The sequence below is a fragment of the Streptomyces sp. Ru73 genome (assembly GCF_002920575.1).
GTDB lineage: Bacteria > Actinomycetota > Actinomycetes > Streptomycetales > Streptomycetaceae > Streptomyces.
In genome coordinates this window covers 110,142-124,711 of the sequence record NZ_PQSQ01000002.1, presented here as the reverse complement: position 1 = coordinate 124,711, position 14,570 = coordinate 110,142, and the positions used below count along the sequence as shown (strand labels likewise).

The 14,570-nt window shown below is 74.0% G+C and carries 11 protein-coding genes; 7 read left to right on the top strand and 4 right to left on the bottom strand.

Annotation, left to right across the window (positions count from 1 at the left end; genetic code table 11):
• Positions 1–3: 3 nt before the first annotated feature.
• The 7 genes from C3486_RS01615 to C3486_RS01585 are packed head-to-tail and all read left to right on the top strand — an operon-like array spanning position 4 to position 7,668.
• The gene (locus tag C3486_RS01615) at positions 4–1,029 is read left to right on the top strand and encodes an NAD(P)-dependent oxidoreductase (protein WP_103830687.1); all 1,026 of its coding nucleotides are present in this window, start codon (positions 4–6) and stop codon (positions 1,027–1,029) included.
• Positions 1,026–2,321 (top strand): DUF4910 domain-containing protein, encoded by a 1,296-nt coding sequence (locus C3486_RS01610; RefSeq protein ID WP_103830686.1) that lies wholly within the window; start codon positions 1,026–1,028, stop codon positions 2,319–2,321. The genes C3486_RS01615 and C3486_RS01610 overlap by 4 nt, the downstream gene beginning before the upstream one ends.
• Complete coding sequence (locus tag C3486_RS01605) at positions 2,318–3,625, top strand: hypothetical protein (protein WP_103830685.1); 1,308 nt, start codon at positions 2,318–2,320, stop codon at positions 3,623–3,625. Before C3486_RS01610 ends, C3486_RS01605 begins: the two co-directional genes overlap by 4 nt.
• Positions 3,622–4,569 (top strand): glycosyltransferase family 2 protein, encoded by a 948-nt coding sequence (locus C3486_RS01600; protein WP_103830684.1) that lies wholly within the window; start codon positions 3,622–3,624, stop codon positions 4,567–4,569. The genes C3486_RS01605 and C3486_RS01600 overlap by 4 nt, the downstream gene beginning before the upstream one ends.
• The gene (locus tag C3486_RS01595) at positions 4,566–5,786 is read left to right on the top strand and encodes a polysaccharide pyruvyl transferase family protein (protein WP_103830683.1); all 1,221 of its coding nucleotides are present in this window, start codon (positions 4,566–4,568) and stop codon (positions 5,784–5,786) included. Before C3486_RS01600 ends, C3486_RS01595 begins: the two co-directional genes overlap by 4 nt.
• Positions 5,783–6,346 carry a dTDP-4-dehydrorhamnose 3,5-epimerase gene (gene rfbC / locus C3486_RS01590; protein WP_103830682.1) on the top strand — a complete coding sequence of 188 codons (564 nt, stop codon included), beginning with the start codon at positions 5,783–5,785 and terminating at the stop codon, positions 6,344–6,346. The genes C3486_RS01595 and rfbC overlap by 4 nt, the downstream gene beginning before the upstream one ends.
• Entirely contained in the window at positions 6,343–7,668 is a 1,326-nt protein-coding gene (locus C3486_RS01585; RefSeq protein WP_103830681.1) for a glutamate-1-semialdehyde 2,1-aminomutase, read from the top strand. The genes rfbC and C3486_RS01585 overlap by 4 nt, the downstream gene beginning before the upstream one ends.
• Before the next feature lie 7 nt (positions 7,669–7,675).
• Here C3486_RS01585 and C3486_RS01580 read toward each other — a convergent pair whose 3' ends face one another.
• The 4 genes from C3486_RS01580 to C3486_RS01565 form a co-directional block, all read right to left on the bottom strand.
• On the bottom strand, positions 7,676–8,335 hold the full coding sequence (locus C3486_RS01580; protein ID WP_103830680.1) for a phosphatase PAP2 family protein: 660 nt from the start codon (positions 8,333–8,335) through the stop codon (positions 7,676–7,678).
• Positions 8,336–8,409: 74 nt separating this feature from the next.
• The gene (locus C3486_RS01575; RefSeq protein ID WP_103830679.1) at positions 8,410–10,944 is read right to left on the bottom strand and encodes an SCO7613 C-terminal domain-containing membrane protein; all 2,535 of its coding nucleotides are present in this window, start codon (positions 10,942–10,944) and stop codon (positions 8,410–8,412) included.
• Positions 10,945–11,165: 221 nt separating this feature from the next.
• A complete protein-coding gene (locus C3486_RS01570; RefSeq protein WP_103830678.1) occupies positions 11,166–12,188 on the bottom strand; it encodes a mechanosensitive ion channel family protein in 1,023 nt (340 codons plus the stop codon).
• A gap of 119 nt (positions 12,189–12,307) precedes the next feature.
• Entirely contained in the window at positions 12,308–14,464 is a 2,157-nt protein-coding gene (locus C3486_RS01565; protein WP_107501205.1) for an NB-ARC domain-containing protein, read from the bottom strand.
• Positions 14,465–14,570 lie beyond the last annotated feature (106 nt).

Below are 14,570 nucleotides of genomic sequence, written 5' to 3'. Positions count from 1 at the left end.
ACCATGCGCGTACTGCTCACCGGACACCAGGGCTACCTGGGCTCCGTGATGGCCCCGGTCCTCACGGCCGCCGGACACGAAGTCACCGGCCTGGACGCCGGCCTGTTCGCCGACTGCCTCCTCGGCCCGACGCCCGGAGACCCGTCCGGGCACCGAGTGGACCTGCGGGACATCACGGCCGACCACCTGGCCGGGGTGGACGCCGTGATCCACCTGGCCGCGCTCTCCAACGACCCGCTGGGCTCGCTGGCGCCGCAGCTCACCTACGACATCAACCACCACGCGTCCGTGCGGCTCGCCCGGCTGGCCCGCGACGCCGGAGTGCGGCGCTTCCTGTACGCGTCGACCTGCTCCGTCTACGGCGCGGCCGGCGGCGACGAGCTGGTGACCGAGGAGGCCCCGCTGCGCCCGGTGACGCCGTACGCGGAGTCCAAGGTGCGGGTCGAGGACGACCTGCACGCCCTGGCCGACGGCGACTTCACCCCGGTGTACCTGCGCAACGCCACCGCCTTCGGCTACTCGCCCCGGCTCCGTGCCGACATCGTGCTGAACAACCTGGTCGGCCACGCACTGCTGTCCGGTGAGGTGCTGGTCCTCTCCGACGGCACCCCCTGGCGCCCGCTGGTGCACGCCGCCGACATCGCACGGGCCTTCACGGCCGCGCTGACCGCGCCCCGCGAAGCGGTGCACGACCGCGCCTTCAACATCGGCAGCGAGGTCAACAACGTCACGGTCGCCGAGATCGCCGAGCAGGTCGCCGAGGCGGTGCCCGGCGCCAAGGTGCGGATCACCGGCGAGACCGGTGCCGACCCGCGGTCCTACCGGGTGGACTTCTCCCGGTTCCGCGCCGCGATCCCCGGCTTCGACTGCGAGTGGACGGTGAAGCGGGGCGCACTCGAACTCGCCGACGCCTACCGGAAGCACGGGCTGACCCGGGAGGACTTCGAGCAGCGCTTCACCCGCCTCGCCGTGCTGCGCGCCGCGTCCGACGCCGGCACCGTCGACGACACCCTCCGGCGGCGCCGATGACCGCGCCCGAACCGCCGGTGACCTCGGCCGGCGAGGAGATGTACGCGCTGGTGGAGCGGCTGTACCCGCTCTGCCGCAGCATCACGGGGGACGGGGTGCGCGCCACCCTGGACATCGTCGGCGAGTACCTCCCGCTGCAGGTGCACGAGGTGCCGACCGGGACCCAGGTGCTCGACTGGACGGTGCCGCAGGAGTGGAACATCCGGGACGCGTACATCGCCGACGCCACCGGCCGCCGGGTCGTCGACTTCGCCGCTTCCAGCCTGCACGTGCTCGGCTACAGCGTGCCGGTGTCAGCGACGATGCCGCTGGCCGAGCTGCGGGAGCACCTGCACACCCTGCCGGAGCACCCGTCCTGGGTGCCGTACCGCACCAGCTACTACACGCCGGAGTGGGGGTTCTGCCTGGCCCAGGAGACCCTGGACGCGATGCCGGACGGCGAGTACGAGGTGCGCATCGACTCCACACTGGAAGACGGGCATCTCACCTACGCCGAGCACGTGGTCCCCGGCCAGGTCGCCGACGAGGTGATCGTCTCCTGCCACGTCTGCCACCCGTCGCTGGCCAACGACAACATGGCCGGCGTGGCGGTGGCGACGTTCCTGGCGCGGGAGCTGGCGCAGCAGACGCCGTACTACACCTACCGGTTCATCTTCGCGCCCGGCACCGTCGGGGCCATCACCTGGCTCGCCCGCAACGCCGAGCGGATCGACCGGGTCAAGCACGGCCTGGTGCTGGCCTGCGCCGGCGACCCGGGGCCACTCACGTACAAGCAGAGCCGGCGCGGCGACGCGGAGATCGACCGGGTGCTGCAGCACGTACTCGCCGTCTCCGAACGCCCGCACAGGGTCAAGGAGTTCACCCCGTACGGCTACGACGAGCGGCAGTTCTGCTCGCCCGGGTTCGACCTCGGAGTGGGCTCGCTCACCCGGACCCCGTACGCCGGCTACCCCGAGTACCACACCTCGGCGGACAACCTGGACTTCGTCTCCCCGGAGGCGATGGCGGACACGCTCGCCGTCTGCCGCGAGGCGTTCGCCGTCCTCGACCGCAACCGGCGGTACGTGAACCTCAGCCCTTACGGCGAGCCGCAGCTGGGCCGGCGCGGGCTGTACGACGCGCTCGGCGGCCGCAGCGACACCAAGCAGGCCCAGATGGCCATGCTCTGGGTGCTCAACCTCTCCGACGGTGAGCACAGTCTGCTGGACGTCGCCGAGCGGTCCGGACTGCCGTTCGACACCGTCGTCACCGCGGCCGACGCCCTGCGCGGCGCCGGGCTGATCAAGGCATGACGCCGATGAGGACGGAGGGGGCGAAGACGAAGACGACGGCGCCGCAGGGCGGGGGCGCCCGGCGGGCCCTCGTCGGCCGGCTGTCCTGGGGGCTGGCCGACCAGGCGGCCTCCAGCATCAGCAACTTCGCCGTGGGCATCTACGTGGCGCGCGAGCTGGGGGTGACCGCGTTCGGTGTGTTCAGCCTCGCCTGGGTGACGTACGGCGTGGTGCTCAACGTCTCCCGCGGACTCGCCACCGATCCGCTCGTGGTGCGCTTCAGCGGCGTGCCGGACGCGTCCTGGCGCGACGCCGTGGCCCGCTCGTCGGGCACCGCGCTCGGCGTCGGCGCCGCCATCGGTGCGGCGTGCCTGGCAGTCGGCCTCGCTCTCGGCGGCCGCGTGGGCCCGGCGTTCGCGTGCCTCGGCATCATGCTGCCGGGGCTGCTGCTGCAGGACTCCTGGCGGTACTCGTTCTTCGCCGCGGGCACCGGGCGGAAGGCGTTCGTCAACGACGTGGTGTGGGGCGTCGCGCTCGTCCCGGCCATGGTCCTGGCCGCCCGCGTGGGCAGCGTGGCCGCCTTCGTGCTCGCCTGGGGCGCGTCCGCCACGGTGGCAGCCGCGTACGGCTGCGTCCAGTCCGGCATCCGGCCCCGGATCACCCGGGCACGCGGATGGCTGAGCGAACAGCGCGACCTCGGCTACCGGTACCTGGTCGAGAACGTCAGCCTCAGCGGCGCGAGCCAGCTGCGCGCTTACGGGCTCGGCGCGATCGTCGGGGTCGGCGCCGTGGGGGCGGTCCGGGGCGCCGAGCTGCTGCTCGGCCCGTTCCTCGCGCTGCTGATGGGCCTGTCGCTGGTCACCGTGGCGGAGGCGGCCCGGGTACTGCGGCAGGCCCCGCACCGCCTCGGCAGGTTCTGCCTCCTGCTGGGCGGCGGGCAGGCCGCCGCCGCGCTGCTCTGGGGCGCGGCGCTGCTGCTGATCCCGGACCGGCTCGGCGCCCTCGTGCTCGGCGACGTCTGGCACTCCGCCGCCCAGCTCATCGTGCCGGTGACCCTCGGCGTCGCGGGCGCGGGGCTCGGCACCGGCGCTGCCGCCGGGCTGCGCGCGCTCGCCGCTGCCCGGCGCAGCCTGCGCTGCCAGCTGTTCGCCTCCGTCTGCTACGTCAGCGGCGGGCTCGGTGGCGCTGCCGTGGCCGGCACGGCCGGTTCGGCCTGGGGCGTCGCCCTCGCCACCGGTTGCAGCTCGGCCGTCTGGTGGCTGCAGCTGCGGTCCGCGCTGCGCGAGCGCCCCCACCACCCCGTTCCCGAAGTGAGGACCACATGACCGCCCGCCCCAGGCTGAGCATCGGCCTGCCCGTGTACAACGGCGAGGAGTACCTCGCCGAATCGCTCGACGCGCTGCTCGGCCAGACCTACGAGGACTTCGAGCTGGTCATCTCCGACAACGCCTCGACCGACGGCACCCAGGACATCTGCCGGAAGTACGCGGCGGAGGACTCGCGCATCCGGTACCTCCGGCTGCCCCGGAACATCGGCGCCACGCCCAACCACAACTACGTGTTCACCCAGTGCCGCGGCGAGCTGTTCAAGTGGGCCTCGCACGACGACCTGTACGCCCGGGACCTGCTGCGGCGCTGCGTGGAGGCGCTGGACGAACGCCCCGACGTGATCCTCGCGCACTCCGGCCAGGCGGTCATCGACGGCGACGGCAAGGTCAAGGTCCCCTACGAGTACGGGCTCGCCACCGACTCGCCGCACGCCCCTGAGCGCTTCCGCAGCCTGCTGTTCGAGCCCGGCGGCGACGACTTCTACGGAGTGATGCGGGCCGACATGCTGCGCCGGGTGAGGCCGCTCGACAGCTACCACCACGCGGACCGCACGTTCGTCGCCGAGATCACCCTGCACGGGCCCTTCCACCAGGTCCCCGAGCTGCTGTACTTCCGCCGCGACCACCCCACCCGCGCCGAGCGCGCGAACCCCTCCAAGCGCGCACGGTGCGTCAACCTCGACCCGCGCCGGGCGGGCCCGCTGCACCCGACGCCCCGGCTGCTCGCCGAGTACGTCTGGGGCTTCGTCGCGGCGGTCCGGCGGGCGCCTCTGTCCGCCGCCGACCGGCGCGCGTGCTACGGCCACCTGGCCGCCTGGATGACCAGCCGGGCCCGGCCCGGCGCCGGCGAGCGGGTCGAGGACCGCGCCCCGGTCGGCCCGGGCGCGCTCGACGTCTCCGTCGACGCCCTCGTCGCCGGCCGGGAGGGGAGGCAGCCATGACGAGAGCAACACGCGTGGGAGTGTTCGGCCTGCTCGGCTCCGGCAACCTCGGCAACGACGGATCGCTGGAGGCCGTGCTCGGATACCTCCGCACCGAGCACCCGGACGCCGTCGTGGACGCGCTCTGCGGCGGACCCGAGGCCGTCACGGCCCGGTTCGGGATCCCCGCGACGCGGCTGCACTGGAACCGTGCGGAGTACCGGACCGCCTCCCGTGCGGGCGCCATCGCGGCGAAGGGGCTGGGCAAGCTCGTCGACGCCGTCCGCACCGCCGCCTGGGTGCGCCGGCACGACGTGGTGATCGTGCCGGGCATGGGCGTCCTGGAAGCCACCCTGCCGCTGCGCCCGTGGGGCTTCCCGTACTCCCTGTTCCTGCTCTGCGCGAGCGGCCGGCTGCTCGGCACCCGCGTCGCGCTGGTCAGCGTGGGCGCCGCCGAGATCCGCAACCGGCCGACCCGGGCCCTGGTGCGCTGGTCGGCACGGCTGGCCGCGTACCGCTCGTACCGGGACGACCGGTCCCGCGACGCGATGCGCGCGATGGGCGTGGACACCACGCGCGACGAGGTCTACCCGGACCTCGCGTTCTCCCTGCCCACGCCGGAGACGAGCGCGCCCGCGGACTCGCCGGGCACGGTCTGCGTCGGCGTCATGGACTTCCACGGCGGCAACGACGACCGGGCCCGCGCCGACGAGATATACCGCCGCTACCTCGACGGGACCATCCGGTTCGTCCGCACGCTGGTCGAGGAGGGCAGACCGGTCCGGCTGCTCACCGGCGACGACTGCGACCGGTCGGTGGTCGCCGCGATCCTCGACGCGGTGGACTCACCGCTGGTCACCGCCGCCGAACCGGCCTCGCTGGCCGACCTGATGCACGAGATGGCGGCCGCCGACAGCGTGGTCGCGGTGCGGTACCACAACCTCATCTGCGCGCTGAAGACCGGCACCCCGGCGCTCGCCCTCAGCTATGCGGCGAAGAGCGACGCGCTCATGCACCGCATGGGCCTCGGCGCCTACTGCCACCCGGCCCGCGAGGTCGACGCCGACCGGCTGCTCGAACAGTTCCGGGCCCTGGAGAAGCATGCGCCGGAACTGCGCCGGACCCTCGCCGAGCGGAACCGGGCAGCGGCCCGTCAACTCGCCCACCAGTTCACCGCCTTGACCGCGGCCGTGTTCCCCGCGGCCGACCATGCCCACGCCCTGCGGGAGGCCCCGTGAAAGCGACCGAAGTGCCGGAGATCGACGGCGCTCACCTCTTCGAACCGACGCCGTACGCCGACGAACGCGGCTTCTTCTGCCGCACCTTCGACGCCGAGGTGGTCCGCTCGGTGGGCCTCGACCCGGACGCCTTCGTGCAGGACAGTGTGTCCCGTTCCGTCCGGGGCGTGCTGCGCGGCCTGCACCTGCGCTCCGGCGCCGGCGAGGCCAAGCTGGTGCGGTGCTCGTACGGGAAGATCTTCGACGTCGTCGTGGACCTGCGGCCGGACTCGCCGACGTACCGCAACCGGGCCTTCTTCGAGCTGTCCGGCGAGACGCAGGCGAGTCTGTACATCCCGGCGGGCTGCGCGCACGGCTTCCAGGCACTGACCGAGACCGCCGACACCTCGTACCGGATCGACCGCCCGCACGATCCGGCCGAGGACGTGACGATCGCCTTCGACGACCCGGAGCTGGCCATTCCCTGGCCGCTGCCGGTCGCATCGATGTCCCAGCGGGACCGGGAGGCACCGCGCCTCGCCGAGGCCCTGCGGCAGAAGGAAAGGGTGAAGCCGGCTTGACCACCGAAGAGCTCCCGTTGCCCCGGTCGCGGCAGGCGAACGAACGGCTGCACGCCATGGTCCCCGGAGGCGCGCACACCTACGCCAAGGGCGACGACCAGTACCCCGAGAACCTGGCCCCGGTCATCAGCCACGGCCGCGGTGCCCACGTGTGGGACATCGACTGCAACCGCTACATCGAGTACGGCTCGGGACTGCGCTCCGTCAGCCTCGGCCACGCCCACCCGCGGGTGACCGAGGCGGTGCGCAGGGAACTCGACCGCGGCAGCAACTTCGTCCGGCCGTCCATCGTGGAGGTCGAGGCCGCGGAACGCTTCCTCGCCACCGTGCCGACCGCCGAGATGGTGAAGTTCGCGAAGAACGGCTCCGACGCCACCACCGCGGCGGTGCGCCTCGCCCGCGCCGTCACCGGACGCCCGCGCGTCGCGGTCTGCGCCGATCACCCCTTCTTCTCCGTCGACGACTGGTTCATCGGCACCACGCCGATGTCCGCCGGCATTCCGGCCGCGACCACCGAGCTCACCGTGCGGTTCCCGTACGGGGACCTGGCCGCCACCGAGGAACTGCTCACCCGGTACCAGGACGAGGTCGCCTGTCTGATCCTCGAACCCGCAGGACACACCGAGCCCCCGCCGGGCTACCTCACCGGCCTGCGCGAACTGGCCGACCGGCACGGCTGCGTCCTGATCTTCGATGAGATGATCACCGGCTTCCGCTGGTCCGAGGCGGGCGCCCAGGGCCTGTACGGCGTCGTCCCCGACCTCTCCACGTTCGGCAAGGCGCTGGGCAACGGCTTCGCCGTCTCCGCACTGGCCGGGCGCCGGGAGCTGATGGAGCGGGGCGGACTGCGCCACGCCGACGAGCGGGTGTTCCTGCTGTCCACCACGCACGGCGCGGAAACCCACTCCCTGGCGGCCGCGATGGCCGTGCAGACCACCTACGCCGAGGAGGGCGTCACCGCCCGGCTGCACGCCCTCGGCGAGCGGCTGGCCGCCGGTGTCCGGGAGGCCGCGGCGAGCATGGGCGTCGGCGACCACGTCGTCGTCCGCGGCCGGGCCAGCAACCTGGTCTTCGCCACCCTCGACGAGCACCGGCAGCCGTCCCAGCAGTACCGCACCCTGTTCCTGCGCCGGCTCCTCGCGGGCGGCGTGCTGGCCCCGTCGTTCGTGGTGAGCAGCGCCCTCGACGACACCGACATCGACCGCACCGTCGACGTGGTGGCCCAGGCGTGCGCGGTGTACCGGAAGGCGCTGGATGCCGGCGATCCCACACCCTGGCTGGCCGGGCGGCCGGTGAAACCCGTGTTCCGCCGCTTGGTGTGACGGTACGTCAGGTACGTTCGTACCGGCCGGCGTCGGCCCTCAGGGCGGCCGGCCGGACGGCGGCCCGGTCGAGCAGCCACGCGGTCGCCGGTACCACCGCCAGCGCGGTGCACCAGCCGCCCAGGGCGTCGGTCGGGTAATGCGCGCCCAGGGCGACCTGGGCCCAGCCCATCGCGGCGCCGGCCACCAGCCCCGCACCGAGCACGAGTGACGTACCGGCCGCCCTGCCGAGGCCGAGCCGGCCGGTCGCGAGCAGCGCCACGACCAGGGCGAGCGCGGTGAGGAAGGCGGTGTGCCCGCTGGGGTAGGAGAGGTTGTCGCCGTGGATGGTGCGTCCCGCCAGGGGCTTGATCAGTGTTGCAGCGCCCACCGTGAGGCCGGTGCCGGCAACGGCGAACGCCGCCGCGCGAGGACGCCGGAGCAGCAGGCAGCCCGCCACGAGCGCCGCGACCAGCGTCGCCGCTCCGGCGGGCTCGCCCAGGAAGTCCATGGCCAGAGCGGCGTGCCGCCAGGGCGGCCGCACACTGTCCGCCGTCGGCGGGACGATCCACCTGTCCACCCTGCCGGGCTCGCTGTGGCCGGCGTACCGGACCCCGAGCACGACGACCACCAGTGCGGCGAGGGCCGCGACCGGCCCGAACCACGCGCGCAGCACCAGACGATCCACCGCGAGCCCCCTGTTTCATATGTTTTCGTGGCGTCCCCGAAGAAAGAGTACGGCCGGGGACCGGCAGAGGCGGCTCAGTTCATGCTGCCCACCGCGTCCCGCAGACGCCGCGCCTCGTCGATCCGCTTCTCGTACGTGGCCCCGAGCAGCAGCAGGAGCAGTCCGGCCGCGGCCAGCGGCACCCAGCGGGGGAGGAGGCCGAGCACCTGCACCACGGTCGGGGCGAGTTCATGGACTCCGACCAGTACGAGTACGCCGCCGCCGACGATCAGCGGGGCCTGCAGGCGCGCACGCACCCCGAGGACCGTGAGGAGCAGTGCGGCCACGCCGAGGAGCAGCGGGCGCAGCCAGTTCTCGTCGGTCCAGGTGGCGGCGAGGCTGGGCAGCACGGTCGCGCTCAGCCCGGCGCCGTAGGCGGGCCAGGAACCCGTTCCCGGGACTCTCGCGCGGCGCCGGTGGCCGATGACCAGTGCGGCCGCCGTGACCGGGATTGTGTACGCCTCGGGCGAGGTGACGTCAGCGAGCGCGAGACGCACCCAGGAGGAGGCGATGAGCAGCGCGGTTCCGGCGAGTGCGGCGCGGCGGCGGTCCGGGCGCAGCGCGGTGGCCAGGCCCGCGACGCCGGTCACGGCGAGGGCGAGGCTGAGCGCGTCGGGGTGAAATGCCGTCAGGGCGAGGGCCGTTGCCGCGAGGACATACCCCGCACCCTCGACGGCCGTGGAGAGCTGATGGCGGCCGGGGGCCCGGTGCCAGGCCGCCGCGGCACCGGCGGAGGCGAGCGCGGCCGCGAGTACGGCGAACGCGGTGACGTGCCGGGGCAGGCCGGCCGTGGTGCCGGACGCGGCTGCCTCGACGCCCAGGGCGAGTACGGCGAAGCCGCCCGCGACACGTGCCGTCACGCGCGCGGCGGGCCGGGCGGCCGGTGCGGACAGGACGTGCGCGAGGACGGCGGCCGACACGGCGAAGGTGCCCCACACCGCGAGCACGGCGGCCCGGTCGGCCCACGACCACAGGAGGGCGAGGGTGCCGGTGGCGGCCGCCACCGGGAGCCGCGGTACGAGTGCGGCCCCGGGCCGGCGCACGAGGTCCACTCCGACGGCCAGGGCCGCCACGGCGGCGGCCGCCAGCACCCACGGGTACGGCAGCCCCAGCGCCACCGGCAGCAGGAGCAGCGCGGGGACGGCGGTCAGGGCCTGGGCGGTCTTCAGCGCGCTTGCCGGCCGGTCCGTGTGCGGGTCGCCGACGGCACGGAAACGGAGTACGGCCACGGTGGCGAGCACGGCGGCGACCAGCCAGAGCACGACGAGCGGCGGGAACGCGAGCTGCCAGCTCCACGACGACGCGTGGCCGGTGAACCACACCGCCACGCCGTGTGCGACGGGCTGGAGGACGGCGTGCGCGAGGTCCGGCAGCACCAGCACACCGGTCAGCAGCAGGACGGCCGAGGCAGCGACCAGCCCGCCCACCGCCTTCCCGGCCGTGACCCGGGCAGCGTCCCCGGTCGCGGCAGCGGCCGGCACCGCCGCACACACCGCGAGGAGCGCCGCCGGCGCCGCGTAGCCGGGCACGGCCCACCCCGCAGGCGTGAGGCACCCCAAGCCGGCACCGACGGCCACGATGAACGCCACGACGGCCACGCCCTCGGCACCCGAGCGCAACGCGAACGGCAGCGCGCGGAAGCCGAACCGCAGCCCCGTACCGAGCAGGACCAGCACGCCCAGCGGTATCCAGGAACGCACCACCTCGGCCGGCGACGTGGCGCTCACCGCGTACGCCACCGCGAGCACCCCGCCCAGCACCGCCCCACCGCCGCCGACCGCCCGGGCGCCCATGACCAGGCCGTTGGCGGCCCGCTCGCCGCCCAGCCGGTCGCGGAACCCGGTGTGTCCGGCGGCGGTGCGTGCCGCGAGCACGTACAGCACCGCGAAGTCCACAACGGCCGTGACCGTCAGCGCGGTCGCGTAGTCCTCGGCCGTACCGCCCAGGGCGGCCGCGGCCAGGAGGCCGGGCAGCCGGGCCAGCAGGAAGCCCGCGGGCAGTGGGAGCCGGAGCCGCTGCCACCAGCCGTAGGCCGCCGCGCCCACCGCCGTCAGCGCGGTGAGCACCGCCCAGTAGCCCGCCGTGCCGACGCGGTCCAGGCCGCCGAGCCCGGCCTCCCGGGCCGCGTAGCCGTCGAGGAGCACCAGGGCGAGGCCCACCGCGGCCGCGGCCTCGGCGGTGGCCGTCAACTGCCGCCGCCGCAGCGGACGGGGCAGCGTGAGCGCGCAGGCGGTCAGCGCGAGGAGGACGGCGGCCCGCCCGCCGATGCCCAGCCGGCCCCAGCTCACCACGGTGAACACCAGCGCGGCCACGACCACCAGCACTCCGCCGACGATCAGGAGCGCGGTACGGGCGGACGGCGCGGAGAACTCCCGCCGCGAGGTGCCCACCGCACCGCCGCCGCCCTCGCCCACGGGGCCGGGCATCGGCAGCCCAGCGGACGCGGCCACCGGCACCTCCGCGGGCGCGTCCCGGCGTGCCCGCAGCGCGGCCAGCAGCTCACCGTGCCGCGTCGCCAGCCACCGCCTGCGTGCGTCCAGCGCACTCAGCTCGTTCGTGACCTGCCACAACGCGAAGGCGTCCGGCCCGGTCAGCGGCAGTCGGCAGTGGCCGCACCGAAGGGGCGGCGGCGACCCCAGGGGCGTTCCGCAGTCCGGGCACCCCGGAGATTCCAAGCGCATGGCGCGAGTATGCGGAGCGTTTTCGGCCACGGGCATGAGTACCCGTACTCAATGTCGCCGCCGCGCCGGTGCCGGGACACCGGAGCACCTCCCGCGCCCGCGGGGCTCCGTCAGCGGGGAGCGGGGGCGGTGGCTCCCGACGTGCCGCTGGGCGCTGCCGTGTTGTCCTCGGTGCGCATCCAGACCGTGCGCTGGGGGAAGGGCACGTCGACGCCCGCGGCATCGAGGGCTTCCTTGGCGCGGCGGCGCAGTTCGCGGGTGACGGCCCACTGCTTGAGGGGGGCGGTCTTGACGGCGACGCGTACGACGACACCGTCGGCGTCCATGGCCTGCACACCCCAGACCGACGGCTCCTCCAGGAGGACGTCCTTGAACTCCGGGTCCTGGCGCATGGCGTGACCCGTCTCCTCCAGAACGCTGTAGACCGTGTCCAGGTTGGACTCGTAGGCCACGGAGACGTCGAGGACCGCGCGGGCCCATTCCTGGCTGTCGTTCCGCACCCGCCGGATCTCGCCGTTGCGGATGTGCCACAGACCGCCGTTGAGGTCGCGGACCTGAGTGAGGCGGAGGCCGACGTGCTCGACCTCACCGATGGCCTCGCCCAGGTCCACGGAGTCACCGACGCCGTACTGGTCCTCGATCATGATGAGCATGCCGGACAGGTAGTCCGCGACCAGGTTCTGCGCGCCGAAGCCGATCGCCAGGCCCACCACGCCCGCGCTGGCCAGGATCGGGCCGAGGGCGATGCCGATCTGGTCGAGCACCATGGCCAGCGCCATGACGGACACGACAACGGTGACGATGCTGCTGAGCACCGTGCCGATGGTGCGTGCGCGCTGCTGCCGCCGTTCCTTCGCGCGGGAGTGATCGCGCTGCAGGACGGCGGGGCCGCGGCCGGTGCGGCGCGGCTCGTTGTCCCCGTCACCGGGCTGCAGGATGCGCTGCACGGCCCGGTCGATCGCCCGCTTGGCCACCGCTCGTACGATGACCGCCCCCGCGATGATCAGGAGGATGCGCAGCGGTACGCCTATCAAGGTGTCGACGTTTTCCTGGACCCAGCCAGGGACGGCGATGACCTGGTCGGGGACGCCGCTGCTCAGTACGTGAGACGCGGATGCGTCTAGGGGTGACACGGGAGTTGCTCCAGAGGATCGGGGTACGTGCTACTCGGCGCGTAGAACGTAGTTGTGCCCCTGAGCAAGGTCAAAAAGAGCCCGAGGAGCCACGGCGGGCCGACCGGCCGACCGCCGTCTCAGCCGCGGCGGTCTCGCGTGCCGTGCCCACTGGGCGGTGCCAGGGGACCGTGCCGGGTGAGGGCGTACGTGATTCCCGCGTGCAGATCGGCGTGGTAACCGGCGTCGAACGCGGCCTGGTAGGCGTCGTCGCCGAGTGCGGCGCGGGCCTGCTCCTCGCAGGCCCGGCGGGCGGCGACCCATTCGGGGACGCCGGCCTGCGGGCGGCCGAGCGTGTCCCAGATCTGCTGGGCCACCCCGAGCAGATGGGCGGCGCGCCGCTCCTGCCCCAGGCCGCAGGAGGCGGACGCGAGGACGTCGACGGCCGAGGCGCTGCCCTGGGGGTCGTGCAGCCGGTACTTGACCTCGGCCGCGGCCCGGGCGTGGACCTGCGCGGCGTGGAACCGGCCGCGCGCCAGCTCCGCCTGGGACTGGAAGATGTCGCCCCAGGCGCGTACCCATCGCTCGCCGTGCCGGTCGCAGACGGTGCGCAGCTGTTCCAGAGCGGCCACGGCGTCCGCGTGCCGGCCCGCGAGATTGTGCCCGTGGCTGCGGCCGAGGTGTGCCATGAGCAGGGGGAAGGTCGGCTTCTCCGCGCCTCGCTGCCCGGCGAGCAGACTCCGCACCAACGACAGCGTCTCGTCCGCCTCACCCCGTATCCCCGCCACACACATCGCGATGACCCTCGCATGGGCCGCCGCGTCTTCATCGCCGAGCTGCCCGGCGGCGGCCTCGCACTCACGGGCCAGGGCGGCCGCCGCTTCGGCGTCGCCCTGCGCCACCATCGCCAGGCCACAGGCCCACAGCGCCTGATCGCGCACCGCGCTGGGCTCCGTGTCCGCGGCCAGGGCGCGCTCCAGGTAGTGCCGGCCCTCCTGCGGGTGCCCGCAGGGGTACCAGAAGACCCACAGCGCCCCGCCGAGTTCCAGCGCGGAGTGGTCGTGCGGGCCGTCCGGCCGGGTCAGGCAGAACTCCATGGCGGCACGGAAGTTGTCGTGCTCGCCGGTCAGCCGGTCGTGCCAGGCCGGCTGGTCGGGACCGATCCAGGAGGCGTCGGCGTGCCGGGCCACCGCCAGGTAGTGGCGCAGATGGGCCCGGTGCACCTGCGCGTCCTCGCCCAGACCGCGCAGCCAGTGGGCCCCGTACTCGCGGAGTGTGTCCAGCATCCGGTAGCGCTCCCCGGCCCCGGTCGGCTCCCAGATCAGGATCGACTTGTCGGCCAGCGCGGTGAGCAGGGGGAGGACCGTGTGGTCCGGAAGGCGCTGGTCGGCACAGACCTGCCGGGCCGCCTCCGCGTCGAAGGAGCCGGCGAACACCGACAGCCGCGCCCACAGCAGGCGTTCCGCCGGACTGCACAGCTCGTGGCTCCAGCCGATCGCGGTCCGCAGCGCCTGGTGCCAGGGCGGATCGGCCTCGTACACGGCCTGCTCCGTCTCGCCCAGCACCGCGAAGCGGTCCTCCAGACGGTCGGTCAGCTCGGTCACCGACAGGTCGCGCAGCCGGGCGGCGGCCAGTTCGATGGCGAGCGGCAGCCCGTCCAGCCGGCGGCACAGCCGGACCAGGTCGGCGTGGCCGGCGTCGGCTACGGTGAATCCCGGTACGGCCTCGGCGGCGCGTGCCACCAGCAGGGCGACCGCGTCCGCTTCACCGCCCGTCGTGTGCCGGGGGCCGGGCAGGCCGGGTACGGGCAGCGGTGTGACGGTCAGCAGCTGCTCCGCGAACAGGTTCAGCCGGCGGCGGCTGGTCACCAGGATGCGCAGCCCGGGCGCCGCTGCCAGCAGCGTCTCGACGGTCAGCGCGCACTCGTCGATCAGATGCTCACAGGTGTCGAGCACCAGCAGCAGCTCGCGCTCCGCCAGGTAGTCGGCCACCACGTCGATCATCGGCCGTGTCGACCGGTCCGCCAGCGGCAGCGCCTCGGCGATGGTGTGCGCCAGCAGGCTGCCGCGGCGCAGCGGGGAGAGCTCCACCCACCACGTCCCGTCCCGCGGGGACGGCTGTGCCTCGTACGCGGCCCGCAGCGCCAGCCGGGTCTTGCCCACTCCGCCGACACCCGTCAGCGTCACCAGCCGGGCACCCCCGAACAGCCGCCGGATCTGCGCCAGTTCGGCCGACCGCCCCACCAGCTCCGTCGCCTCCGCAGGCAGGTTCCCCGCGTGCTGCCTCCGCCCGGTCACGCTCGCCCCCTCGGTCCGAAGGGGAGCAGCCTGCCGACTCCCGGCCCCCCGGCGTGACGGTGAGCAGGAAAGCGACCGACAATGACGACGGCTGACTGCGGCAGTG

Coding starts and splice junctions, on each gene's coding strand:
- C3486_RS01605 (WP_103830685.1), top strand. CDS start 2,318: ATGACGCCGATGAGGACGGAGGGGGCGAAGACGAAGACGACGGCGCCG.
- C3486_RS01600 (WP_103830684.1), top strand. CDS start 3,622: ATGACCGCCCGCCCCAGGCTGAGCATCGGCCTGCCCGTGTACAACGGC.
- C3486_RS01595 (WP_103830683.1), top strand. CDS start 4,566: ATGACGAGAGCAACACGCGTGGGAGTGTTCGGCCTGCTCGGCTCCGGC.
- C3486_RS01610 (WP_103830686.1), top strand. CDS start 1,026: ATGACCGCGCCCGAACCGCCGGTGACCTCGGCCGGCGAGGAGATGTAC.
- C3486_RS01615 (WP_103830687.1), top strand. CDS start 4: ATGCGCGTACTGCTCACCGGACACCAGGGCTACCTGGGCTCCGTGATG.